The organism is Bacillus sp. FSL K6-2944 (genome assembly GCF_038005385.1).
Taxonomy (GTDB): Bacteria; Bacillota; Bacilli; order Bacillales; family Bacillaceae_G; genus Bacillus_A; species Bacillus_A cereus.
In genome coordinates, this window is record NZ_JBBOTE010000001.1 from 2,890,980 (window position 1) to 2,916,491 (window position 25,512).

Sequence of the window (25,512 nt, forward strand, 5' to 3'; positions counted from 1 at the left end):
CGCACCTTTTACTTTTTTATTTTTCCTTTTAATTGTTGAAAAGCTACTTTTCCGTTATCTTTGACATAGCTTTCAATTGTCGGTAGTGATGGACCTATCCATTCACACTCTATACTCCCATTCGGTCCAACAATTTTTAATTTATCTGGTATATGTATATTTAGAAATCTCGCTGACCGAATTAACTCAATAGCAATCTGATCACTTGAGGCTACAATTCCATCTATATACGGATTGTTTTGCAATAATGTAATAAATTGTTTATTTGTATACCCTTGTACACATTCTTCTCGATAAGAGATTCCTTCATCCCAAACAGCGTCTAAAAACCCTGCTATATGATCTTCCATTTCTTCACTTTCTTCTCCCTCACCGAAATATGCAAGAAAGTGACACCCTTTCTCTTTTAATAAAGAAACAGCTCTCTGTCCACTTTCATAATAATTTCCATGTGATTGTTGCTCATCGATCACAACAAACGGAAATGGAATTTCTCCTACACTTTTAAAAACTGCTCTCGTCAAAATAACACCTGCAATGTTATTTTGCTTCAGCATATGTATGTATCTATCTTTATTCTCTATATTACAAATAATGATTTGATAGCCTTCTTTATATGCTATTTCCTCAATACAATGTAGCAAAGTGATGTTTGATTGGTTACATAAATTATCTACAAGTAATGCAATTATCGTTGAACTCTCTTTAAATAGTGGCTTCGCTGCACTGTTTGGCCTATAACGTAATTCTTCAATTGCTTCCTTTACTTGTTTTACTGTGTCCTCATGAACGTATCCTTTTTCATTAATAACTCGTGAAACGGTTGCGACTGAAACACCTGCCAATTTTGCAACATCACGTATAGTTGCCACATCGTCACCCCTTAATATGGTAATAGATTACAATTTTACGGTAACCTAAATTACACTATCCGTCAAGATTAATAACTAACATTTCTGAAAATTGTTACATCATTTCACTAAACGATACTCCAACTGAATTTCATGTAAAATTGGGATATTATCATATCCCATACGTGGAATTTCTTTCTTTATTTTTCGTGCCTCCTCTACCGCATTCACATATAAATTAGTCATTACAAAATTACGTTTTTGGTAAAATCGTAACGCATTCATATTATCATTTGTTGTAATAAGCCAAACCTGTCTGCACCGTTCTTCTTCTGCAACTTGTAATACACAATCCACAAGTTTCGTCCCTATTCCTTTTCTTTCTTCAAAGCTATCTAGCGATACAATTTCGCATATATTTCCGGTCACTTCATACGTTATAATTCCGATTATTCTGTCATCTGAGAGCGCAACAAATCCTGGCAACTCTTCTAACTGATGTCCCTTACCACGTGAAACCATCAATGAACTTCCCCAGTTCTCACACATGAACATTCGGATTGTTTCTTTCATCGCTGGCGTAATTTTTTGTATATGCAGCATTTCCTATTTCTCCCCTTTTATATCATTGTGATACAATATAAGTGTATCACATGTAACGGTATTTGGAGGATGAGGTAAAGTATGAAACGTTTTTTTGCAGCATTGTTTACTATACTAGGTGCAATAACTGCCCTTGGGATTTTCTTTACAAATAAAGTGATGTACTTAAAGAAAAAAACAGAGGAAGAAGTACTCGAAAGAGAAACGAAAAAACATTTTCGTATAGAGGATTTTGATGCTCTTCATAAAGAAGAAATTCATATCCCTTCACAATTCGGATACGACCTTCACGGATATTACATTCCTGCTGGTCATTCCACCAATAAGTTTATGGTTTTTTGCCACGGTGTAACTGTAAATAAAATAAACTCTGTAAAATATGCAAACTTATTCTTAAAAAGGGGATATAACGTCCTCATTTACGATCATCGTCGTCATGGTAAAACTGGTGGAAAAACAACAAGCTATGGATACTATGAAAAACATGATTTAAAATCCGTAGTTGACTGGCTAAAAAACCGTTTTGGCACCAATATTACACTTGGTATTCATGGTGAATCTATGGGAGCTGCAACACTTCTTCAATACGCAGGACTTGTAGAAGATGGTGCTGATTTCTATATTGCAGATTGTCCTTTCTCTGATTTTCACGGACAATTACAGCACCGTTTAAAGGTTGAATTCCATTTACCAAAATGGCCTTTATTACCTTTAGCAAACGCATTTTTGAAAGTTCGTGACGGTTATACAATTCGTGAAGTTTCACCAATCGACTGTATAAAAAACATTAACAATCCCGTTCTCTTTATTCATAGTAAAGATGACGACTATATTTTAGCTGATATGACAAAAGCGTTATATGAAGCGAAAGAAAATAATAAGCAGCTTTATATTGCAGAACACGGTGCACACGCTTGCTCTTATAACGAAAATAAAGAAGAGTACGAAGCAGCCGTCGATCAATTTTTAAACACATATGTGAAAGAAACAAAAAACAGGCTTGCATAAGCCTGTTTTTTATTGCGCTAAAACGTCTGTAACTTGTTCCATATTTTCAGAAATCCATTGCATTGCATCATCTAACGTTGGGAATTCTGTCGTTTGAAATGTTACTTCATCTTGAAGTAACCAAACATCCTTTGCCTCTTGCCCTACACCTGCAATGGACCAATGTAACAAACTATATGGATGATTATCATTCAAAAATGATGCCCACGTGCGCTCATTTGCAATGTTTCGTAATGTATGTAATTGTTTATCCATCTCTCGTCACCTTACTCTAGTCAGTTATGAAAACTATTATAACACTCTCTTCTTTCTCAAACAAAGTGCTCTTTTTATATTGTCAAGCACTTCCCTTGATTATATGATGAAATTAAGCGTTTGGGAAGGAGGGATAACGTTGGCAAAAGTACAAATTAAAGTAAATGATAATGGCTCTTTTCGCGTTACAGGGGACGTGGAATTAGTCGACTCACAAGGGAATGTATTCCCAGCAAAACCGGCATTTTCTTTATGCCGTTGTGGTTTATCAAAAAATATGCCTTATTGCGACGCTTCGCATAAAGGTAAATTCGAATCTGTTGTTAGAGCACCAGAGGCAGAATAATTTTACATGTGACATGCACATTTTTTTGTGCATGTTTTTTCTTTTTAGCAACTCCGTTATATCCCTTCTCCTTACAACATTTCTAATACTTTTATTTCCATTCCAGCCTGCATATATTTTCACACAATTCTTCACATTCGAATATTTTTTACTAGCCTTTTATTTTTTTTGTGCTATAATTTGAGCAAACAGCATCCTTCGGGGTCGGGTGAAATTCCCAACCGGCGGTGATGAAGTGAAAACTTCTAAGTCCGTGACCCGTTTTCAACTCGAAAACGGTGGATCTAGTGAAACTCTAGGGCCGACAGTATAGTCTGGATGGGAGAAGGATATGTTTCTAGTTTTTTATATAGTGAATACACTTTTATTTCAGTATGCATATTTTTAAAGATTCATTTTGATTCTTTATATATGTTTAATTTTCTATACTTATTTTTTATACTGAAATAAAAAGAGACAACTAGCGTTTAAAAATTCGATATTTTGCTAGGTTTTTTCCTTATGCAGAAATATCAATTATCGTTAGGTTTCTTTCCTATGCTTTCGTATTCAAACTATATTTCTAGAAATCACGTCTCCCAAACCCCAAGGATATTAAATCCTTGGGGTTTTTTGATTTTTTTAGGAGAGGTGAAGAAAATGACAGATCAAGAATATATGAGGATTGCCCTGCAGTTAGCAGAAGGGACATCAGGACAAACAAGTCCAAATCCTATGGTTGGTGCTGTTGTTGTAAAAGATGGAAACATCGTTGGTATGGGGGCTCATTTACGAGCTGGTGAAGAACACGCAGAAGTTCATGCCCTTCAAATGGCTGGTCAGAACGCCAAAGACGCTACCGTTTATGTAACACTGGAACCGTGTAGCCACTTTGGAAAAACACCACCTTGTTGTGAATTGCTCATCGAAAAAGGAGTTAAGCGTGTTGTAATTGCTACTCTCGATTGTAATCCGCTCGTTTCTGGTAACGGAAAAAGAAGATTAGAGGAAGCTAGAATTGAAGTAACGACCGGTGTTCTTGAAGCAGAAGCAGTTTTATTAAATCGCTACTTTTTTCACTACATGAAAACGAAGCGCCCTTTTGTAACAATCAAAACAGCGATGAGCTTAGATGGAAAAACAGCAACTGTAACTGGTGAAAGTAAGTGGATTACAGGTGAAGAAGCACGTGCTGATGTTCACCAATATCGCCATACACATGATGCAATTCTTGTTGGAGTGAATACAGTTATAGCTGATAATCCTCATTTAACAACAAGAATTCCAAATGGTGGGAAACATCCTATTCGCGTTGTTTTAGATACCCATTTACGAACGCCACCATCTTCTCATGTTATAACAGATGGTTTAGCACCGACATGGATTATTGTCGGTAAGGATGTAAAGGAAGAGAAGATATCTTCTTATGAATCTAAAAATATAGCTATATTCCAAATGGAAACGAAACATATAGAAATCGAGGACCTTCTTTCCTTTCTTGGAGAGAAACAAATTCTTTCTCTATTCGTTGAAGGTGGCCAATCGATTCATGCAAGTTTCTTAAAAACAAACAATTTTAATGAAATTGTAACCTATATAAGCCCGAAATTAATTGGTGGGAAAGATGCTCCTACTTTATTTGGAGGAAATGGTTTTTCAAAATTACAAAATGCGCTTTCCTTGAAAATTCAAGAGATGAAACAAATTGGTGATGATATAAAAATCGTTGCGAATGCCCGAAACGAGGTGACGAAATGTTTACAGGAATTGTAGAAGAATTAGGAACGATAGCAAACATGCAACAAAGCGGAGAAGCGATGAAATTAACGATTCATGCAAAGAAAATTTTATCAGATGTTCACTTAGGTGATAGTATCGCGGTTAACGGTATTTGCTTAACTGTAACAAGCTTTACAACTACTTCATTTACAGTTGATGCAATGCCTGAAACGATGCAGTCGACATCACTTCGCATGCTTAAACCGCACTCTAAAGTAAATTTAGAGCGAGCAATGGCTGCAAACGGACGATTCGGTGGACATTTCGTTTCAGGACATATTGATGGAATCGGAACGATTTTAAATAAAAAACAACATTACAATGCCGTCTATTACAAAATAGCAATTTCTGATGAACTACTGCGCTATTGTTTGCAGAAAGGGTCCATTGCTGTTGATGGAACGAGTTTAACGATATTTGATATAGACGAATCTTCCATAACGATTTCACTCATCCCGCACACAGTAAGCGAATCTGTCATTGGAGCAAAAAATGCCGGAGATATCGTAAACATTGAGTGTGACATGATTGGTAAATATATTGAACGCTTTATTACTAAACCTACAAAACGAGTAGGTTCAATGACCGAAAGCTTTTTACAAGAAAACGGATTTCTATAAGGGGGAAGCACAATGTTTCATCGTATTGAAGAAGCTCTAGAAGATTTAAAAAAAGGTAAAGTCGTTATCGTATGTGATGATGAAAACCGAGAAAATGAAGGCGATTTTATTGCTTTAGCAGAGTACATTACACCAGAAACAATAAATTTTATGATTACACATGGCCGTGGTCTCGTTTGTGTACCGATTACGGAAGGATACGCAGAACGTCTACAATTAGAACCAATGGTATCTCATAATACAGATTCACATCATACTGCGTTTACAGTGAGCATTGACCATGTCTCTACAACAACAGGGATTAGCGCTCACGAACGTGCAACTACGATACAAGAATTGTTAAACCCCGCATCAAAAGGTGCTGATTTCAATCGACCTGGACATATCTTTCCATTAATTGCGAAAGAAGGCGGTGTCCTGCGTCGTGCAGGTCATACAGAAGCTGCTGTTGATTTAGCAAAGCTATGCGGTGCCGAACCAGCTGGAGTTATTTGCGAGATTATAAATGAGGACGGCACGATGGCACGTGTACCTGATTTAATAGAATGCGCAAAACAATTTGATATAAAAATGATTACAATAGAAGATTTAATTGCTTACCGCCGCCATCATGAAACACTTGTGACGAGAGAAGTGGAAATTACATTACCTACAGATTTCGGTACTTTCCACGCAATTGGCTATTCTAACTCATTAGATACGAAAGAACATATCGCACTTGTAAAAGGTGATATTTCAACAGGTGAACCGGTACTTGTACGTGTTCATTCTGAATGCTTAACAGGAGATGTATTCGGTTCACATCGCTGCGATTGCGGACCACAACTCCATGCAGCACTTGCTCAAATTGAGCGTGAAGGAAAAGGTGTTCTTCTTTATATGAGGCAAGAAGGAAGAGGCATTGGGCTTCTTAATAAGCTTCGTGCTTATAAATTACAAGAAGAAGGATTCGATACTGTAGAAGCAAATGAAAAACTCGGCTTCCCTGCTGATCTTCGTGATTACGGTATCGGTGCTCAAATATTAAAAGATTTAGGTTTACAGAGTTTACGATTATTAACGAATAACCCAAGAAAAATTGCTGGCTTACAAGGTTACGATTTAGAAGTAGTCGAGCGTGTACCGTTGCAAATGCCAGCAAAAGAAGAGAATAAATCGTATTTACAAACGAAAGTAAACAAATTAGGACACTTACTAAACTTATAATTAAAGGAGAGATTTATTATGGTATTCGAAGGTCATTTAGTTGGTACAGGATTAAAAGTTGGAGTTGTTGTTGGACGTTTTAACGAATTTATTACAAGTAAGTTACTTGGCGGCGCTTTAGACGGATTAAAGCGTCACGGTGTAGAAGAAAATGATATTGATGTTGCTTGGGTTCCTGGTGCATTTGAAATTCCTTTAATCGCTAAAAAGATGGCTAGTAGCGGAAAGTATGATGCTGTTATTACATTAGGTACTGTAATCCGAGGTGCTACAACTCACTACGATTACGTTTGTAATGAAGTAGCAAAAGGTGTTGCGTCTTTATCACTACAAATGGACATCCCAGTTATTTTCGGCGTATTAACGACAGAAACAATTGAACAAGCGATTGAACGCGCAGGTACGAAAGCTGGTAATAAAGGATATGAATCAGCTGTTGCTGCAATTGAAATGGCTCACTTATCAAAACAATGGGCATAAAAAAAGAGGCTACGGCCTCTTTTTATTTTTTCACCTTTTTTTGTACATCTTTTATTAATTCATTCATCGTTTTTCCTTCTGTTTTTATATGAAGAGCTTGTGCTGTTCTCCATACATTCTCTCTTTTTTTCGCTTCTTCTATAATAGTAATTTCTTTTCTAACTTCCTTTAAATCTTTTCCTTCCGTTTTCAATCCAAAATGTTCAGCTTTCGTTCGAAAGTGTTGTTCGATTCTTTGTTGCATCTCTTTTTGTTCAGGATTTTCAGCAGCCTTAACTGGATCAGAACTTATTGCTTTTATTAAAATTAAACAAGTCATAATCGCTAATATGTATTTGTACATGTAAAATCCTCCAACCCAATATAAATTACATATTTACTATGTACAACTAGGGCTTGGAAAATTCGTTCACAAAAATTCTTTTTTTCGTTCAAAAACCAATAGTAACAGGCGTTCACAACTATTTATTACATTTTATTTACAAAAAAAGCAAACCCTTTTACAAGTTTGCTTTTTCATCTATCTTATAATGCACACTCTTCAATCTCAAATCCTAAATCTGCAATCATACCCCAGTCTGCAGTCGGCTCTTGTCCAGCTGTCGTTAAGTAGTCCCCGACAAAAATAGAATTTGCTGCAAATAAACCGATTGGCTGTACAGAACGTAAATTGATTTCACGTCCTCCTGAAATACGAATTTCTTTTGTCGGGTTTACAAAACGCATCATTGCCAGTACTTTTAAACATTCTACTGGCGTTAACTCTTTTTGCCCTTCAAGAGGTGTCCCCTTTACAGCAACAAGGAAATTACAAGGGATAGAATCTGCATCTATACGTTGTAATTCAAATGCAATTTCAGCACGCTCTTCAATTGTTTCTCCCATGCCAAAAATCGCTCCAGAGCATGGGGAAATGCCCGCTTGTTTTGCTTTTTGAACTGTATCAACACGATCATCATACGTATGAGTTGAACAAATACTATCGTAATTATTTGCATGTGTATTTAAGTTGTGGTTATAACGGTGCACGCCTGCTTCCGCTAAACGTCCTGCTTGATCTTCATTTAAGAAACCTAAACAACAACAAATCTTCAAGTCTGTCGTTTCACGAATTTCCTTAACTGCTCCAATTACGTGATTTACCTCTTTATCCGTCGGACGACGACCAGACGCTACAATACAATATGTACCTGCTTTACGGCGTATTGCTTCATGTGCCCCTTCTACAATCTTCTCCTGCGTTAACCATGCATATTTATCAATCGGTGCTTCTGAAATAATAGACTGTGAGCAATATCCACAATCTTCAGGACATAATCCAGATTTCGTATTAATAATCATATTCAATTTTACTTTCTTACCAAAGTGATGATGGCGAATAATGTAAGCCGCATTCATAATTTCTAAAACTTCTGTATCATCAGCTTCTAATATCGCTATTGCATCTTCTTTTGTAATCATCTTCTCTTCCACTACGTCGTATGCAAGTTTTTTCCAATCCCTTTTTGTTTGTACTTGTTTCATTTCATCTCTTCCCCTCTTTTGTTATATGTATAAATAAAGCATGATACGTTGCCATTATCCCTTCATTTCCCGTGAAGTCTCTTTCGTATATGCGTAGCATCGCACGAAAGAGTGAGGGACTTTGACAATATGATCCTTCATTGCTATTAGTTGCTCCTACTTTTCGAATAGAATGCAGAAACTCCTTAACTTCTGTAAAACTCTCTATGTAACATGTTTCAGAAACATGCACATCCCCTGTTTCTATCTTACATATATGAAGCAACTGATCTTTTGAATAAAAACGTTGACCAATCGATGTTTCATTTTTTATATTTCTTTCTTCTTTCGCACGTTGGAACGAAGCATGCAATTCTTTAAATGTTTCATGTCCAAACGTTGAAAAGAGTAATATCCCATCTATAGACAAATGTTGAAATAAATTTCTTAACACTTGTTGTAAATTATTTAACCATTGAAATGTAGCATTTGAAATAATGACATCATATGATTCTTCTAATCGTAATCGCTCAATATCTTCACAGTGAAACGTTACATTTTTTACATTTTGTCTAGTTTGCGCAATCGCAATCATACTTTCAGCAAAATCAACTGCTGTAATATGTGATTTCGGAAATAACTTTGATAATTGCTCTGTTACATACCCCGTCCCGCATCCTAGTTCTAAAATACGTATTGATGCCGTTTCACTATATCGTTCCTTTAAGATTGAAAGTAATGAATGTGCCATCTTTTTTTGTACATTTGCATATCGATCGTAAGATACGGCTGCCCCATTAAACCGTTTTTGTAGTAACGTTTTGTTGATCATGTCGTATCCCCTCTACAAATTGAATTATCTCATTTGCGCAATATTCAAAATTCGTCACACATAATGCATGCCCTGCTTCACTTACTACTTTCAGCTCGCTGCTGCTATTCTCCGTCATACTACGTGCCGCAGACAATGGGCATATTACATCCTGTTCTCCGTGAATAAGTAGTATAGGTACTTTAATTTCTTTTAGTTCTTCTCTCATATCTGTTTCTATTAAATAATCTAAACCTAGTTGTAAAGACTGAATAGAATCACCTTTAAAACGGTCTACAATGTCTTCAAAGTTTTTATTCTCTTTTAGCTCATCTTTCGTAAACATATTTTCATAAAACCGCTTGAGCGTATCTTCTTTCCTTCTCGCCAAATTCCTTTTCAGCCGTTCTACATGCAAAGCATTCCATCCGTTACTGTAATCGCTCGTATTTGTAAATTTAGCAGTACCACCAATTAATACGATGCCTTTTGCCTGAATCTTTTTATAAGCTTCAACTGCTGCTAACGCTCCTAGTGACCATCCAACCAATATTACGTTGTCATTATGCGCTACATCTATAATTCGTTCCGCAAATTCACTTCGTTCTTTCACATTACGCCAATCTATGCATTGAACAGAATATCCTTTAAAATACGGAAGTACTAAATCCCAAATATTCTCTTCCATTCCCCATCCGGGGATAAAAATAATCTTTAGCTCATTCATACGAAAAGCTCCTCTTCTTTCGCAATGTGGATAATTCGGTCAATAGCCCATTTTAAATCAGCTATTGTATGTTGCGATGTAACTGCAAAGCGAATTCGAGAACTATGAACCGGCACAGTTGGCGGACGAATTGCAATAGCCGCAATCCCTGCCTCTTGCAACCTTTTACTAAACCGTAAAGCATGTTCATTTGAACCGACTACAATCGGTACAATATGAGTTGAACTATTTCCAATATCAAAACCAGCATCCCTTAATTTAGTTCTGAAGTATTCTCCGTTTGCTATAAGGTTCTCTCTTCTTTCGTTATCTTCTTTTACAATTTCAATTGCTTTTTGCACTGCTCCTAACGTACTTGGTGGTAAGGCTGTAGTAAAAATAAAGCTTCTCATCATATTTTGTAAATACTCTATATAAATTTCATCACCTGTCAAATACGCACCATAACACCCTAAAGCCTTGCTAAACGTCCCCATATGTATATCAATTTTTTGAGAAAGATTTTTTTCTATATGAGATAACCCAGCTCCGCCGATTCCATATATTCCACTCGCATGTGCTTCATCGACTATAATGATTGCCCCGTATTTCTCTTTCAGCTGTACTAAATCTCTCAAATACGCAGTATCACCGTCCATACTAAAAACGGTATCTGTTACGATTAATTTCCTTTTTTCAGGCGAAGCCATTTTCAACAACTTCTCTAAATGATCCAAATCATTATGACGATACCTTTTATGCTCTGCCCCGCTTAATATGATTCCATCAACAATACTTGCGTGATTTAACTTATCACTAAAAACAATATCGTGCCGAGAGGCTAAAGAAGATATGGCACCTATATTTGCCGTATACCCACTATTTACAATTAAAGCTCTTTCAGTACCTTTCCAGTCACATATGCTTCTCTCAACCTCTTCATATAATAGATGATTTCCTACAACGAGACGAGAGGCAGTCGCTCCAGTTCCATATCTTTTTGTACAGGCAATAGCAGCTTCTTTTAACCTTTCATCTCCAGCTAACCCTAAATAATTATTTGACGCTAAATTTAACATCCTTTTTTTATCTCGAATAAGCCAAGTCTCTTCTGCCTTCTCTGTTACATGCAAATCACGATACTGCCCTTGCTCATGTAATTGTTGTAATTTAGATTGAAGGTGCGCCCGCCACGTTTGATTCATTTTGGATAAACTCCTCTAATTTTGAAATCATAATATGTTCTTTTGCAGATTCTAATACTTCTTCTTTCGTAAACTCACCTGCAAAGAATGGCAATAATCCTAAAACTGGTACCCCGCTCAGCTCTTCAATCATCTCTTTATTTTCTTGCACTCTTTCCATTTCACATTCTTTGCAACCTGATAAAATGACACCCGCTACGGTTAAACCATGCGCCTTTGCGTAAGCAATCGTTAACACTGTATGATTTACTGTTCCTAATGTAGGACGAGCTACTACAATAAGAGGCAACTGTAATTCTTTTGCAAAATCAATTACTAAAGCATCTTCTGTATATGGGACAGCAAGCCCACCTGCTCCTTCTACAAATAAGCTATTAAACTCTTTTAATAGTTCATTATAGTAATCAGTAATTTCTTTTAACTTTACTACTCTTCCAGCTCTTTTCATGGCAAGTCTCGGAGCAAGTGGTTCTTCAATAGAATAAGGGCAAATTTCATTTTCTGGTGTCGGTACACCTGATAATGATTTTAACCTTGCCGCATCTCCCTCAGGGTTTGATGCAACATGCCCACTTTGTAACGGTTTATATACCCCTACGTTATATCCTAATTCTCTAAATACACCTGCTATAGCACCTGCAACTACTGTTTTTCCAACTTCAGTATCAGTTGCTGTTATGAAAAAACCACTCATTATTCTCCCTCCGTAACATCTGAGATTGCCTTATATAAAATGCGTAACATATCATCAATCTCTTCAAAAGTAGAAGCAAGTGGTGGCATAAATACAATCGTGTTACCTAGCGGTCGTAAAATCATACCCAGCTCTCTTGAGCGTTTACATACTTGAACACCGACTCTTTCTGTCCAGTCAAACGCTTCTTTCGTTTTCTTATTCTTCACAAGCTCAATACCAACCATTAATCCGCACTGACGAATATCACCTACATGTTTATACGCAAAGAGCTTTTCTAATTGCGCTGTCACATAATCCGTTTTACGTGCCACTTCTTCTATTAAATTTGTTTTTTCATATAGTTCTAGATTCGCGATTGCTACGGCACACCCTAACGGATTACCTGTGTAGCTATGTCCATGGAAAAATGTTTTTTGTTCTTCATATTCTCCTAAGAAGGCATTATATATTTCATCTGTCGTTACCGTAACTGCAATTGGTAAATATCCACCTGTTAAACCTTTCCCAGCAGTTAAAATGTCTGGCGTCACATTTTCATGTTCACACGCAAACATTTTCCCTGTACGCCCAAATCCAGTCGCTACCTCATCTGTAATAAATAATACATTGTACTTTGTACATAAATCGCGCAGTCCTTTTAAATATCCTTTTGGCATTGTAATCATTCCGCCAGCACCTTGCATTAATGGCTCTACAATGATGGCAGCTACTTCTTCATGCTTTTCTTTCAACAATTCTTCCATTTCTTCTAAATGGATTTTTACAATTTCCTCCTTATTATTTCCGTAAGGAGAACGATATGTACATGGATACGGCATTTTAATCGCATCAAATAAGAGCGAACTATACACTTGGTGAAACAAGTCTATTGCTCCTACTGAAACAGCTCCAATTGTATCACCGTGATATGCTTCTTTTAATGTAACGAATCTTTGTTTCTTTGGTTTCCCTTTATGCTGCCAATATTGGAAAGCCATCTTAATTGCAATTTCAACAGCGGTAGAACCTGAATCAGAATAGAATACCTTCTTCAATCCATCTGGTACAACCTCAATAATTTTTTCTGCTAATAAAATAGATGGAACGTTAGCAAGTCCTAGCATAGTAGAATGAGCAATTTTATTTAATTGCTCACGAATTGCTTCATCTAATTCCGGTACTTGATGTCCGTGAACATTTAACCATATAGATGAAACACCATCCCAATATTCATTACCATTTACATCGTATAGTTTTCTTCCCTCTCCACGTTCAATAATGACAGGATCTTCTTCTAAATAATCTTTCATTTGTGTAAATGGGTGCCATACGTAAGCTTTATTTTTCTCTGCTAATTCTTCATATGTATAAGATGATTTTTCAATCGTTCTACTATTTATTGTCACAATTGTCACCCCTAATGTTAACTTGTTTATAAATATAGTTAACATTAAATCCGAATGACTGTCAATTATTTTAAAATCAAATAGTTCTTAAAAAAGAACAACTTATCATACGATAAGTTGTTCTACTTTCCATGCTGTATCTTTCCAATTTCTAAAATAATTTCTTCATCTTTTTTTCCCTCTGTATTAATTCCAAGCTGCTTCGCATGCTCAATTAATAAATCATGACGCTGCTCAAATCTAGCCTTATTTACTTCTTTCGTAATTTCTTCTTTTGTTTTTCCATCACTAGAAACCCCTAGTTTCGTAGCTGCTTTCTCCATCGACTTCTTCTCTTCCGCTTCTTTCGCTTTCTTCACTTCTGACTGCTGTACTTGCTTTTGCTTCGCTTGCTCTGATTCAGCTGCAAAAGCTGTGTAAATGCCAGCACTTCCGCCAATGACTAGTAAGGTGGTAAAAAGAATTATTTTTTTCTTCCCTCTTTCCTCCCCTTTCAAATTCATTATAACGCACATTTTTTAGTGTTAAAACCTATCTCCTTTATTTCCCTAAAAAAATATCACATATTTTTATTGACATGTATGATGAATATATGATAAAAATTTAACTAACATCATATGAATCGGCGTTGATAGGATTTAGTAGTATTTCGATTTCTGATTTCAGAGAGCTGGTGGTCGGTGCGAACCAGTACAGAGCGAATTATGAATTACCCCCTGGAGCTTCTTTTACGAAACGTGAGGAGTAGTGAAAGACGGTTATAGACCGTTATGTCTAAAGAGTGGTGAAACGACACTGTTTCACAATTTAGGGTGGTACCGCGAATTTTTCGTCCCTGCATATATTGCAGGGGCGTTTTTTATTTTATAAGCGCATATCATATGACCCTTTATTTTGTGACGCATTCATTTCACAAGCTAGGGTGGTACCGCGATTTCTTCGTCCCTGCATAATTATATGCAGGGACGTTTTTTTATCCAATCATTTCCGTATCATATAGAAGGACTAACAATTACCGATAATTTGTCACAAAATTCTAAATTTTAGAAGGAAATATACAATATTGGCGAATTTTATATAAAAAAGAGCTATTTTACATTACTTAGGAGGGGAAAACAATGGTTTCAAAAATTGAGTCTGTTCTTTTAACAATTTTTATCTTTTTCTGTATTGGTTTTAGTGTTATTCAATTAGAAGTTTCACCACACATTCCAATTTTATTTGGTATCGTTCTTTTATTAGCATTTGGATTCCTAAAGAGAATCTCTTGGTCTACTATGGAGAAAGGGATGATTAGTAGTATTTCAGCTGGTATTCCATCTATATTTATTTTCTTACTTGTAGGCGTATTAATTAGCGTTTGGATCGCAGCTGGAACTATTCCGACTTTAATGGTATACGGCTTCCAGCTTGTATCTCCAAAAATTTTCGTTCCAACTGTTTTTGTTGTTTGTGCAATTGTTGGAACGAGTATCGGTAGTGCTTTTACAACTGCTGCAACTGTAGGACTTGCTTTTATGGGAATGGGTACTGCCCTTGGATACGATCCAGCTCTTATTGCTGGTGCAATTATTTCTGGTGCATTCTTCGGAGATAAAATGTCTCCTTTATCTGATACAACAAACTTAGCGCCTGCTGTAACGGGTGTAGATTTATTTGAACATATTCGTAACATGCTTTGGACAACAGTTCCAGCTTTCATTATTGCTTTTATCGCATTTTTCATTTTAGGAAGCGGATCTGGTGGAAACGTTGATTTCTCAGCATTTATTAACACACTAGAAAAAAATGCAACGATTTCTATCGTTACACTGATTCCTATTTTATTACTGTTCCTATTCGCATTTAAAAAGGTACCCGCAGTTCCAACATTACTTGCAGGAATTGTGGTAGGAATTATTATTCTCTTTATTTTTAAACCTAGCACTTCTTTAGCTGATTTAATTAAAATTATGCAAGACGGTTACGTTTCTAAAACTGGTATCAAAGATATTGATAGCTTATTATCTCGCGGTGGCCTGCAAAGTATGATGATGTCAATTGCTCTTATTTTCCTAGCTCTTTGTATGGGAGGATTATTACAAGGAATGGGTATTATAGCGCAGCTGATGAATATTATCTCTAGCTTCGTAAAAACTAGTACACGCTTAATTATTTCTACTGCTTCAACTGCAATTGGTGTAAACTTCTTACTTGGTGAGCAGTACTTATCCATCGTTTTAACAGGACAAGCATTTGCTAATAAATACGATGAAGTCGGTTTAGAACGTCGTAATTTATCACGAGTATTAGAAGATGCTGGTACAGTAATTAATCCACTCGTACCATGGGGTGTAAGTGGCGTATTCTTAACAAACGTTCTTAGCGTTCCAACATTCGATTACCTGCCATACGCAATCTTCTGTTTAGCATGTCCAGTCGTAACCATTATTGTCGGTTTTACTGGATTCGGTCTTTCATGGAAAAAAGAAAAAGCAGTACCAGTTTCATAATATAACAAAAAGGATTACCAAATCGGTAATCCTTTTTATATTTCTTGACTATCTATTCGCTTTCTTTCTTCTAAATAACAGAAGTAATCCCGCTCCAACAAACGCAAGACCAGCTCCAATTGTAGAAGCAATACTTGCACCTGTTTTCGGTAAATCACGTTCATCTTTTTCAGCTTCTTTATTTTCACTTACAGTTGTTGTTTCTTTTGTATTTTGATCATCTGTTGTAGTTTGTCCAGATCCAGTATTGTTTCCATCTTGCTTTGGTTCATTACCATTATTACCTTCTTCTGTTGGCGGTGTTGTTGGGTTTTCTCCATCACCTTTTGGTGGTGTCGTCGGATTTTCTCCACCACCTGTTGGCGGTGTTGTTGGGTTTCCTTCACCAGTTTCTTTATCATCATTTTTCTTCGTTATATCAATTGCATATTTCGCAAATTCATTTTCAGATGGTCCAACATATGAAATCTTTCCATCTTTCTTTATATACTTTTGTGCATTTGGTGAAGAATCAAATGTTGTATTTAATTTATCTGCAACAATCGGTTTAAATGTCCAATTTTGATCAGCTGCTGGATCAATATCTTTTATTTTTTGCATATACTTCACAATGATTTGACGTGTTTCATCTTGTGATTGGTATACAACTTCCCCTTTACTTACACCTGGGAACGTTTGGCTACTTCCACGATAGTTATTTGTAGCGACGATGAACTCTTGCTTGTCAGCTACTGGCTTACCTTCATATGTCATATTTACAATACGATTCGTATTTGCATTTACAACTTTTCCATCTTTATCGTATTTCGCCGGTTGTGTTACATCAATTTCGTATTTTAAGCCATCTAAAATATCAAAGTTATATGTAGGATACCCTATATTTACTAACGGCTGTTCTTCTGTTTTCTTTGGATCAATTTGATTAAACTGACCTGCAGACATTTCAAGCCATTCTTTCACTTGTGCCCCATTTACTTTTACAGCATATAACGTATTTGGATATACATATAAATCTGCAACGTTTTTAATCGCTAACGTTCCAGCTGGAATATCCGTATAATATGTAGCACCGTTTCGGCCACCTGCTTTAAATGGTGCGCCTGCAGATAAAACCGGAATATTTTTAATCTTTTCGTACTCTGGTTTTTTAAGTTCTTGTTCTACATACCATTTTTGCGCATTTGTCACAATTTGTACGGAAGGATCATCTTGTACTAATGAAAAATAACTATTAATTGGTGCTTTCGTTTTACCTACAGGTGTATTTACATAGTCGATTGTCGCTTGATGCTCATCTTTAATTTCATTAACTAATTTTTGATCAGATTCTACTAATGGGGTACCTTTACTATTAGCAATCGGGCGAAGTTGTGGCTTAGATTGATCTTTTTGTACTTCCCATTTTCCGTTTACCTTTTTCAATTGCATATCAATAATACCTAAGTTACTTCCAAAGACACCAGGCATTACAACTGGAACACCATTAAATACATCCTTCACTTCAGTATGTGAATGTCCCATTAATACTGCATCTACGCCAGGAACTTCTGTCGCTAAATAAAACGATGAATTTTCCATTCCTTCGTTGTATCCACTCTTATCAACACCTGAATGCGCTAGTGCAACTATAATATCCGCACCTTGCGCCTTCATTTCCGGAACTAATTTTTTCGCTGTTTGCACAATATCTTTTGCCTTTACTTTTCCTTCTAAATTCGCTTTATCCCAATTCATAATTTGTGGTGGAACAAATCCCATTACACCAATCTTCACTATTTGTTTTTGGCCTGCTTCATCCACTACTTCTTTCTCTAAAATATGATATGGTTTATCAAAGTAATGCTCGTCATTCTCATCATTACCATCATGGTCATCTATATAGACATTCGAGTTAATAACCGGGAAATCCGTTTTTTCAATCACTTTATTTAAATAATCTAAACCGTAGTTAAATTCATGATTCCCAAGAGAGATGACGTCATACTTCATTAAATTCATTACACGATATAATATGTGTATAACTAGGATCCACAGGATTCTTCGGATCTTTTATTTTATTTGCTACATAATCTCCAAGCGGTGTCCCTTGTAATGCATCTCCATCATCAAATAGGACAGAGTTTTTCGCTTCTTCACGTGCTTTATTAACGAGTGTTGCCGTTTGTACGAGACCTACTTTATTATCTGTTTTCGTTTGATAATAATCGTAATTCATTAAGTTAACGTGAATATCTGATGTTTCTAGAATTCGTAAGTTAACTGTACTCTCCCCAGCGTTCTCATCTGCATGAGCTGTTGTTGGCATTACTTGCGGTGCTATAACACCAATCGCAAGAGTTGCTCCAGCTAGCATTTTTTTTGACTTTTTCACAAAAAATCCCCCTTATACAATTACCAGAAATAATGAAATGAATCCCTATCTGTCTCTAACCACATACCTTTTTTCTTCTATTAGAGACACAATTTTCATTTCACCCTGCGCTAACGAGTAGTCCCCTTAAACGCTCGATTGATGAAGACTAACAATTAATAGGAAATAAAGCTCCCACTAATTAAAATTTCACCTTATCTGACATTATCATATATAAAGTTCTTTCCTATCGTCAATATTTTTTGACAAACTTCAACAAATTTTCTGTAAAGTTATTATAAACTTTTCATAAACATATAATATGCCCTTACATTGCTAATACTGCTGAATATGATACAATTACCAATTACAAGGAGGATGAATTTATGAAAAAAGTCATCTTAACAATTGTTTGTCTCCTCCTTCTGATCATTTCTTATTCTTATTTTGAAAAGAACGACGAGACAAAACAAAATGAACCCGAAGAAAAAACAGAAAAAACATCTACTCCAAGTTGGATTGATAAGCAAACAAACGATTCCTTTTATCATCTCGTACTAGGTGATTCGCTCGCCAAAGGATATGGATCAACACAAGGTGGATTTGCTGAATTAGCCTCTAAACAAATAGAAGCACAAATTCATAAACCAATTACTGTAGAAAACCTTGGGATAAACGGTCTTACAACAGATCGTCTCGCTAAAAAAGTTCAATCAGAAGATGTAAAGCAAAAAATTAGAGCAGCAAATATCATTACCATTAATATTGGAGGAAATAATTTATTTCGCTTAAATCGTGATGTCGGTGTTATAGACGGTATTAAAATGTTAAATAAAGAAAAAGCTCATTTTGAAGCGGATGTAAAAAATATTGTAAAGACAGTCCGAGATCAAAATCCGGATGCTTTACTCATTCTTTCTGAACTCTATAACCCATTACAACTCGATGACTCCATCGCAAGTTATGCAGATATGTTTTTAGACGGCTGGAATGAATCCGTTTATTCCATTGCAAAAGTGAATCAACCATCTATCGTTTTGCCAATTCGTAAATTAATATCGAATGATAAAAAAGAATTGCTCTTTGACCAAGTACACCCAAATGATAAAGGCTATACGATTATTGCCGATTCATTTACAAAAAAAGTGTTGGCCTACAAATATTAAAATTCCCATGAAACAATTCTAGTAACTACTCAGCCACCTTTCGGTGTCTTTTTTAAATTTTACTAGTTTCATATGCCTCCCATTTGTAAATACTGAGTATATCAAACAGGGGAGGTGAATCTTATGGTCGATCGAAAAATTATTTTAGATACATATAAAAAAGGACCTGAAGCTGTTATTTCTTTATTTGAAGAAACATTTTCTAAGTTAGAAAAACGTATACAAGAACTAGAAAATGCTTCAAAAAAAAACTCCAAAAATAGTCATAAGCCACCTTCTACAGATGGTTTGGGTAAGCCCGTTACAAAAAGTTTGCGCAAACCGTCTCATCGTCAAACGGGTGGCCAGTTGGGCCACAAGGGACATACTCTTGGTTTGACAGCGACTCCAGATCATACGATTACACATTCTCCTACATATTGTACTTGTTGTCATACTTCCTTGAACCACGAGCCTGTAAAAGGGTATCGCATTCGCCAAGTGTATGACTTACCACCTATTCAGATCGAAGTGACAGAACATAAAGTAGAACAGAAAGAATGCCCACATTGCCATTCTATCCAAGAAGCCCAATTTCCTTCGACAGTATCTCGTCCTGTTCAATATGGTCCAAATATAAAAAGACTGATTCCCTATTTAACGCATTATCAATGCATTTCTTTGAAGCGAACAAAAGAATTCTTTCAGGATTGTTTTGGACATTCTATAAGCGAAGGAACCCTGGTAAATCATACACAGGCTTTCGCTTCTCAATTGCAGCCATTCATAAAAGAAGTAAAGGAAAAGATTCTGCAGTCTCCTGTTGTCCATTTTGATGAAACTGGTATGCGTGTAGAAAACAAAACACAATGGTTACATACTGCCAGTACACCGGAGGTGACATTGCAACATATTCATCAAAAACGTGGAAAAGAAGCAATGGATGCTGGAGAAATCTTGCCATCTTTTTCTGGAATTGCGATGCATGATGGTTGGAAATCGTATGATGCGTATACAGATTGTCGTCACGTTTTATGTAATGCCCATCTCTTACGAGATTTACAAGGAATTATAGATAGTACTGGAGAACAATGGGCACAACAGATGCAGAAATTTCTAACGCAAGCGTTGACGATGAAAAAGCAATCCGAAGGTACCATGCCAAAAGCGACGCAAAAGAATCTGTTTATTATGTATCAATCCATATTGAAAGAACAACAGATTCTTTCCACGAAACAAAAGAAGAAAGGAAAGCAGACGCCTTCTCAAAATTTATGGAATCGCTTCGTCAAGTATTCTGACAGAATTCTAGCGTTTTTAGAACATCCAGCCATTCCATTTGATAACAATCAAGCAGAACGGGATATTCGGATGACGAAAGTAAAACAGAAAGTGTCTGGGACTTTCCGAAGTAAGAAAGGCGCAGAATCTTTTTGTCAGATACGAAGCTTTATGAGTACCATGAAAAAACAAAAACAATCGGTCTTACAAGCGATAAACCAAGTCATAGAAACTAGAACGGTTCCTTGGAATAACACGACTTCATAAGAGAATTTCTCTATTTGGCATAGATTCTTTCTCTGATTGGAGTATTTTCTTTTCATGTTTTCGAATCGGAAACATGTATTTGGCCTGTTTTTTTATTTGAAGAAGCTGAGTAGTTACCAATTCTATTTTTATAACATGTCTTTTTTGTTACAATGAGAGTGGAAGGGGGCCTTTATATGGAATCACGCGAGTGGGAACGTATTGTTGATCATCTTCTTTCGCTAGTGCCTCTTTTTTATCGCAAATTTATGCTTCCTGGAGAATTTTCTTCTCAAAGACATATGCCGCCATCACATACACAAGTATTACTGCTTTTGCATGAAAACGGCACATTAGCAGTTTCCGAAATCGGCAAGCGGCTAGCGATTTCACGGCCTAACATGACACCTCTATTAAACAAACTTATTCAAGAAGAACTAATAGAGCGTCATTATAGCGAAAAAGATCGACGGGTCATTTTAATTTCCCTAACAGCTGAAGGGAAATTATTAGTAAATCAGTATCAGCAATTCATTTTAGACAAACTAAAAGAAAATTTCCAAACATTATCTGAGGAAGAGCGCGAAAAGCTCATTCATTCTCTTCAAACCATTCAAAATTTAATTTTGAAAACAAACGTATAAAGCTGCTTCTAAATAGAAGCAGCTTTATGATTCGTAATAATTACCATAGTACACATTGGAATATGGCCATGTTGTTAAATATGGTTTTTTTTCCTGTGTAGGCTGTTGTTGTGGTATTTGTGGTATTTGTGGTATTTGTGGTATTTGTGGTATTTGTGGTATTTGTGATAATTGCTGTAATTGTTGTTGCCGATATAATTCGTATTGTCTACTCGTATCATAAACCGGATAATAATTTACATATGGATATACTTGAGGTACGTAATAATAATACATTATCCTCTCCTCCTTTTTCTTAAACATATTCAAAGGAGAAAATGGATGTGACATTGTTTATAATTGTACAAGTGGTTCTCTCACTCGTTTCTTCCTTTTCTTCAAGCGTAACTTACGGTTCTTTTCGTATAAATAATGCACAACGAAATACGAAATGAGACCAAACACAACTCCTAAAATCGTCATTCCAATTAATACATACACTTCACTTTGTAATAAGCTCTTTAATATCGTAAAAATGTGACTTGAAAACAAGTCCGATATCGTAAATGGTTCATGATGAATTTTCTGTACATGAAATGGATAAATCATTTTTCCTAGCGCATACGCAAGCGGAAATAAAAATACTGGGAGAAACGATATTTTCCCAATAATATTGCCAATAACTGCCGCAGGAAAAGATCCCTTTGCTAACCTGACGATTGGATAAAATATTACATATACGAGCGATGCCGTATAAATGACTAACATTTCTAAGCCGAATCCTATAGCAAACCCTAACGATACTTTCTTTGCGCCTTCTGGCGATCGAAGCAACTTATAATATTGAAACTTTAATATTCTCCACATCCGCTGAAAAAACGAATATGTTTTCTTAGTTGTTTTCACCCTCATCATCTCTTTAACTATATTTTTATATGTAGTATGTCCTTACACACTCTGAAAAACAAATTTAGTTTTCTCTTTTATTATAAATGATATCGAAATGGTTAACTAAATATACATATGACATTTTAATATAAAAAAACCTCCCTTTTAGGAAGGCTCTTCTACATTTTTAAATAAACTCACTAATAACGCTTTTTGAGCATGCAATCGATTACCAGCTTGCTCAAAGACGATAGACTGCGGTCCATCTATAATTTTTCCTGTTACTTCTTCTTCACGATGGGCAGGTAAACAGTGTAAGAAACGATATGTTTGCTTCGCATGCTTAACAAGTTCGTTATTGATTTGGTAAGGTTGAAATAAAGAATATTTCTCTTCTTCGCCCTCTTGCCCCATGCTCATCCAAACGTCAGTATAAATGAAATCTGCTTCATTCACCGCTAATTCAGGATTATGCAAAACTTCAATCTCAGCTCCTGTTTCCTTGGCAATCGCTAACGCTTTTTTTACAATCTCTTCATTCGGTTCATATCCTACAGGCGTTGCAACAGTCATATGCATTCCGACTTTTGCACTCGCTAACAACAATGAATGACATACATTATTTCCGTCACCTACGTAAGCCAATTTTATTCCTTTAAATGTATTTGTTTCTTCATATATCGTCATGAGGTCTGCCAATGCTTGACAAGGATGATGATCATCCGTTAAACCGTTAATAACAGGAATACTTGATTCTTTTGCAAGCTCTTCTACATCCGCGTGCGAGAATGTACGTATCATAATCCCGTCAATATACTGCGATAATACTTTCGCAGTATCTGAAACAGTTTCTCCTCTTCCCATTTGCATCTCTTTTCCACTTAAAAACATACCATGTCCCCCGAGTTGTACCATTCCCGCTTCAAAAGATACACGAGTACGAGTTGAATGCTTATCAAAAATAAGCCCTAATATTTTGCCTTGTAATAAAGGCTCTTGCTTATTCTTTTTTAAATATATAGCGAACTCAATTAAAGAAATAATTTCTTCTTTCGTTAATTCTTCTAGTGTTAAAAGATCTTTCGTATTTAATTTCGGTACTTGTACAGTTGACATGAAACTTCCCCCTTATATGATTGATACGTTTTTTGTACAAACTACTTTTTTTATTATATATACTGCCTGTTCTAACTCTTCATTCGTGACAATGAGTGGCGGTAATAGTCTTATAACATTAGGGCCTGCTTGTAATACGAGAAGCCCTTCGTTTTCTAGTTGTTCTATAAAACTTGCAACTTCATGCTTACACTCAATCCCAATCATAAGCCCCTTACCACGTATATTTTGAATACATTCGACATGCTGTAATTCCTCTTGCAACTTCTCTAATACGTACTCGCCCTTTTCTTGTACTTCTTTTAAAAACGATGGTTTTTTACTCACTTGCAATACTTCTTTCGCTGCAGCCATCGCGATGTAATTCCCGCCAAAAGTTGAACCGTGTGATCCTGCAGTAAACGACGTTCCGAGCTCTTTCCGGCCAATCATCGCTCCGACAGGAACCCCATTCCCAAGTGCCTTTGCAACGGTAACGATATTAGGCTCTATTCGCACTTGTTCATAAGCGAATAGTGTTCCAGTTCTTCCTATCCCCGTTTGTACTTCGTCTATAATAAATAAGGAACCGAACTTATTACATAATGTTTCAATCTCTTTCAAAAAAGATAGATCGGCAGGTATTACTCCTCCCTCTCCTTGAACAACTTCTACCATTACCGCCGCAACTTCTTCATTCATTACTTCCTCTAATGCTTTAATATCATTAAAAGGGATATGTAAAAAAGATGGAAGTAATGGACCAAATCCTTCTTTTACCTTATCTTGGCCTGTTGCACTCATCGTTCCAAATGTTCTACCGTGAAAAGACTGCTGGCATGTTACGACGAGAGATTTTCCAGTATGCTTACGTGCTAACTTTAAAGCCGCTTCATTTGCCTCTGCCCCACTATTACAGAAAAACACATAATCTAATGCTCTATTTTCTGTTAATAATGACGCAACTTCTTCTTGTAAGCTGTTTGTAAACAGGTTAGATATATGCCATATATCATCAAGTTGATCTTGTACACCTTTGAGAACAGTAGGGTGACAATGTCCTAAATTACATACGCCAATTCCTGATGTGAAATCTAAATATTCCTTACCGTTATTATCAATAACTTTCGTTCCAGTTCCCTTTACAAACTTAATAGTTCTTCTGCCATACGTTTGAAAAAGATGACTCGTCATGCAATACTCACGCCTTTCGTTACCGTCGTTCCAATACACTCTCCCGTAACCTCAGTAAAATCTTTTGTACCATTCACAATACTTATCTTTTGCACTCCCATTTTTAATGATGCTAGTGCCGCCTGTACTTTCGGAATCATCCCACCTGTAATAACACCTGTTTCTATAAAAGTTGCAATTTCAGATTCATCCGTTTCCTTTACCAAATTCCCTTCATGTAATATTCCATCTACATCCGTAATAAAAATCAGCTCTTTTGCCCCTAACGCGGCCGCAATCCCAGCTGCAGCATTGTCCGCATTTATGTTATAAATTTCATTACCATTTACCCCGATTGGAGCAATAACAGGAATATACCCCATATTTATTAATCCTTTTAATAAGGCTGTTTCTACATAATTTACTTCTCCCACATATCCTATCTCCTCGCTGACAGGTTGAACTTGAAGTAAATTGCCGTCACACCCTGAACAACCTACAGCAAGTAAATTATGCTTTTGTAAATTCATTACGAATTTTTTATTCGTACTTCCGCATAGCACCATTTGAACAACATCCATAACTTCTTTTGGTGTTATCCGTAATCCATCTCTTTTTTCTACGTTGATGTTACAATCTTTTAATTTGGCATCAATTTCTGGTCCACCACCATGAACAATCACTACTTTATACTTCTGTTGCAATTTCTTTATACATTCAAAAAACACATCATTTAATTGATTCAACATACTACCGCCGCATTTCACTACAATATAATCGCTCAT

At 36.1% G+C, this 25,512-nt stretch carries 26 protein-coding genes, 1 pseudogene, 1 riboswitch and 1 other annotated feature; of the genes and pseudogenes, 10 read left to right on the top strand and 17 right to left on the bottom strand.

Going from position 1 to position 25,512, the window contains the following annotated elements; all coding sequences use genetic code 11:
• Nucleotides 1–8: 8 nt before the first annotated feature.
• Both MHH55_RS14585 and MHH55_RS14590 read right to left on the bottom strand, forming a co-directional pair.
• Nucleotides 9–872 carry a LacI family DNA-binding transcriptional regulator gene (locus tag MHH55_RS14585; protein ID WP_078186896.1) on the bottom strand — a complete coding sequence of 288 codons (864 nt, stop codon included), beginning with the start codon at nucleotides 870–872 and terminating at the stop codon, nucleotides 9–11.
• Nucleotides 873–971: 99 nt separating this feature from the next.
• Nucleotides 972–1,454, bottom strand: a complete 483-nt coding sequence (locus tag MHH55_RS14590) for a GNAT family N-acetyltransferase (RefSeq protein ID WP_000902435.1) — start codon at nucleotides 1,452–1,454, stop codon at nucleotides 972–974.
• Between the two features lie 81 nt (nucleotides 1,455–1,535).
• Here MHH55_RS14590 and MHH55_RS14595 point away from each other — a divergent pair, with 81 nt between their 5' ends.
• On the top strand, nucleotides 1,536–2,462 hold the full coding sequence (locus MHH55_RS14595) for an alpha/beta hydrolase (protein ID WP_000819234.1): 927 nt from the start codon (nucleotides 1,536–1,538) through the stop codon (nucleotides 2,460–2,462).
• 9 nt (nucleotides 2,463–2,471) lie between these two features.
• On the opposite strand, the gene MHH55_RS14600 is transcribed toward MHH55_RS14595, so the two are convergent.
• Nucleotides 2,472–2,717, bottom strand: coding sequence for a DUF2552 family protein (locus tag MHH55_RS14600; protein ID WP_000360793.1), 246 nt, complete (start codon nucleotides 2,715–2,717; stop codon nucleotides 2,472–2,474).
• Nucleotides 2,718–2,856: 139 nt separating this feature from the next.
• Between MHH55_RS14600 and MHH55_RS14605 the strand changes: the two genes are divergently transcribed.
• From MHH55_RS14605 to ribH, 5 genes are all read left to right on the top strand, one after another.
• Nucleotides 2,857–3,063 carry a CDGSH iron-sulfur domain-containing protein gene (locus MHH55_RS14605; RefSeq protein ID WP_001151582.1) on the top strand — a complete coding sequence of 69 codons (207 nt, stop codon included), beginning with the start codon at nucleotides 2,857–2,859 and terminating at the stop codon, nucleotides 3,061–3,063.
• 190 nt (nucleotides 3,064–3,253) lie between these two features.
• Nucleotides 3,254–3,397, top strand: a riboswitch (FMN riboswitch).
• Nucleotides 3,398–3,702: 305 nt separating this feature from the next.
• Complete coding sequence (gene ribD, locus MHH55_RS14610) at nucleotides 3,703–4,815, top strand: bifunctional diaminohydroxyphosphoribosylaminopyrimidine deaminase/5-amino-6-(5-phosphoribosylamino)uracil reductase RibD (RefSeq protein ID WP_000131986.1); 1,113 nt, start codon at nucleotides 3,703–3,705, stop codon at nucleotides 4,813–4,815.
• Complete coding sequence (ribE, locus tag MHH55_RS14615) at nucleotides 4,797–5,441, top strand: riboflavin synthase subunit alpha (RefSeq protein ID WP_000493908.1); 645 nt, start codon at nucleotides 4,797–4,799, stop codon at nucleotides 5,439–5,441. Before ribD ends, ribE begins: the two co-directional genes overlap by 19 nt.
• 12 nt (nucleotides 5,442–5,453) lie before the next feature.
• Nucleotides 5,454–6,647, top strand: coding sequence for a bifunctional 3,4-dihydroxy-2-butanone 4-phosphate synthase/GTP cyclohydrolase II (gene ribBA, locus MHH55_RS14620; RefSeq protein WP_000468976.1), 1,194 nt, complete (start codon nucleotides 5,454–5,456; stop codon nucleotides 6,645–6,647).
• Nucleotides 6,648–6,665: 18 nt separating this feature from the next.
• The gene (gene ribH / locus MHH55_RS14625; protein WP_000230895.1) at nucleotides 6,666–7,127 is read left to right on the top strand and encodes a 6,7-dimethyl-8-ribityllumazine synthase; all 462 of its coding nucleotides are present in this window, start codon (nucleotides 6,666–6,668) and stop codon (nucleotides 7,125–7,127) included.
• 22 nt (nucleotides 7,128–7,149) lie between these two features.
• Here the strand turns inward: ribH and MHH55_RS14630 are convergent, their stop codons facing one another.
• From MHH55_RS14630 to MHH55_RS14665, 8 genes are all read right to left on the bottom strand, one after another.
• Nucleotides 7,150–7,470 carry a hypothetical protein gene (locus MHH55_RS14630; protein WP_000280032.1) on the bottom strand — a complete coding sequence of 107 codons (321 nt, stop codon included), beginning with the start codon at nucleotides 7,468–7,470 and terminating at the stop codon, nucleotides 7,150–7,152.
• A gap of 182 nt (nucleotides 7,471–7,652) precedes the next feature.
• Nucleotides 7,653–8,651: a biotin synthase gene (gene bioB / locus MHH55_RS14635; RefSeq protein WP_000815856.1), complete on the bottom strand. Its 999-nt coding sequence runs from the start codon at nucleotides 8,649–8,651 to the stop codon at nucleotides 7,653–7,655.
• 1 nt (nucleotide 8,652) lies between these two features.
• Complete coding sequence (gene bioC / locus MHH55_RS14640; RefSeq protein ID WP_000608913.1) at nucleotides 8,653–9,462, bottom strand: malonyl-ACP O-methyltransferase BioC; 810 nt, start codon at nucleotides 9,460–9,462, stop codon at nucleotides 8,653–8,655.
• Entirely contained in the window at nucleotides 9,428–10,168 is a 741-nt protein-coding gene (locus MHH55_RS14645; RefSeq protein WP_001004172.1) for an alpha/beta fold hydrolase, read from the bottom strand. The genes bioC and MHH55_RS14645 overlap by 35 nt, the downstream gene beginning before the upstream one ends.
• Nucleotides 10,165–11,352, bottom strand: coding sequence for an 8-amino-7-oxononanoate synthase (gene bioF / locus MHH55_RS14650; RefSeq protein ID WP_001077293.1), 1,188 nt, complete (start codon nucleotides 11,350–11,352; stop codon nucleotides 10,165–10,167). Before bioF ends, MHH55_RS14645 begins: the two co-directional genes overlap by 4 nt.
• Nucleotides 11,318–12,046, bottom strand: coding sequence for a dethiobiotin synthase (gene bioD, locus MHH55_RS14655; protein ID WP_000012473.1), 729 nt, complete (start codon nucleotides 12,044–12,046; stop codon nucleotides 11,318–11,320). Before bioD ends, bioF begins: the two co-directional genes overlap by 35 nt.
• The gene (gene bioA / locus MHH55_RS14660; protein WP_139362458.1) at nucleotides 12,046–13,479 is read right to left on the bottom strand and encodes an adenosylmethionine--8-amino-7-oxononanoate transaminase; all 1,434 of its coding nucleotides are present in this window, start codon (nucleotides 13,477–13,479) and stop codon (nucleotides 12,046–12,048) included. The genes bioD and bioA overlap by 1 nt, the downstream gene beginning before the upstream one ends.
• Nucleotides 13,480–13,556: 77 nt before the next feature.
• A complete protein-coding gene (locus tag MHH55_RS14665; RefSeq protein WP_078186894.1) occupies nucleotides 13,557–13,937 on the bottom strand; it encodes a hypothetical protein in 381 nt (126 codons plus the stop codon).
• Nucleotides 13,938–14,053: 116 nt separating this feature from the next.
• Nucleotides 14,054–14,274: a binding site (T-box leader), on the top strand.
• A gap of 278 nt (nucleotides 14,275–14,552) precedes the next feature.
• Here MHH55_RS14665 and nhaC point away from each other — a divergent pair.
• On the top strand, nucleotides 14,553–15,926 hold the full coding sequence (gene nhaC / locus MHH55_RS14670; RefSeq protein ID WP_000253736.1) for a Na+/H+ antiporter NhaC: 1,374 nt from the start codon (nucleotides 14,553–14,555) through the stop codon (nucleotides 15,924–15,926).
• Between the two features lie 48 nt (nucleotides 15,927–15,974).
• On the opposite strand, the pseudogene cpdB reads toward nhaC, so the two are convergent.
• Nucleotides 15,975–18,297: pseudogene (cpdB, locus tag MHH55_RS14675) on the bottom strand (bifunctional 2',3'-cyclic-nucleotide 2'-phosphodiesterase/3'-nucleotidase).
• A gap of 365 nt (nucleotides 18,298–18,662) precedes the next feature.
• Here cpdB and MHH55_RS14680 point away from each other — a divergent pair.
• The 3 genes from MHH55_RS14680 to MHH55_RS14690 all read left to right on the top strand — a co-directional run bounded on the left by MHH55_RS14680 (nucleotide 18,663) and on the right by MHH55_RS14690 (nucleotide 21,592).
• Entirely contained in the window at nucleotides 18,663–19,442 is a 780-nt protein-coding gene (locus tag MHH55_RS14680; protein ID WP_000755838.1) for a GDSL-type esterase/lipase family protein, read from the top strand.
• Nucleotides 19,443–19,565: 123 nt separating this feature from the next.
• On the top strand, nucleotides 19,566–20,969 hold the full coding sequence (gene tnpC, locus MHH55_RS14685; RefSeq protein ID WP_100910632.1) for an IS66 family transposase: 1,404 nt from the start codon (nucleotides 19,566–19,568) through the stop codon (nucleotides 20,967–20,969).
• 176 nt (nucleotides 20,970–21,145) lie between these two features.
• A complete protein-coding gene (locus MHH55_RS14690; protein WP_000445819.1) occupies nucleotides 21,146–21,592 on the top strand; it encodes a MarR family winged helix-turn-helix transcriptional regulator in 447 nt (148 codons plus the stop codon).
• Nucleotides 21,593–21,616: 24 nt separating this feature from the next.
• On the opposite strand, the gene MHH55_RS14695 is transcribed toward MHH55_RS14690, so the two are convergent.
• The 5 genes from MHH55_RS14695 to argB form a co-directional block, all read right to left on the bottom strand.
• Nucleotides 21,617–21,868, bottom strand: coding sequence for a hypothetical protein (locus MHH55_RS14695; RefSeq protein WP_284996553.1), 252 nt, complete (start codon nucleotides 21,866–21,868; stop codon nucleotides 21,617–21,619).
• Nucleotides 21,869–21,925: 57 nt separating this feature from the next.
• Nucleotides 21,926–22,486 (bottom strand): DUF2062 domain-containing protein, encoded by a 561-nt coding sequence (locus MHH55_RS14700; RefSeq protein ID WP_002005691.1) that lies wholly within the window; start codon nucleotides 22,484–22,486, stop codon nucleotides 21,926–21,928.
• Between the two features lie 138 nt (nucleotides 22,487–22,624).
• On the bottom strand, nucleotides 22,625–23,575 hold the full coding sequence (gene argF / locus MHH55_RS14705) for an ornithine carbamoyltransferase (RefSeq protein WP_000108865.1): 951 nt from the start codon (nucleotides 23,573–23,575) through the stop codon (nucleotides 22,625–22,627).
• 12 nt (nucleotides 23,576–23,587) lie between these two features.
• Nucleotides 23,588–24,748 (bottom strand): acetylornithine transaminase, encoded by a 1,161-nt coding sequence (locus tag MHH55_RS14710; protein ID WP_078187052.1) that lies wholly within the window; start codon nucleotides 24,746–24,748, stop codon nucleotides 23,588–23,590.
• On the bottom strand, nucleotides 24,745–25,512 hold the full coding sequence (gene argB / locus MHH55_RS14715; RefSeq protein WP_078187051.1) for an acetylglutamate kinase: 768 nt from the start codon (nucleotides 25,510–25,512) through the stop codon (nucleotides 24,745–24,747). Before argB ends, MHH55_RS14710 begins: the two co-directional genes overlap by 4 nt.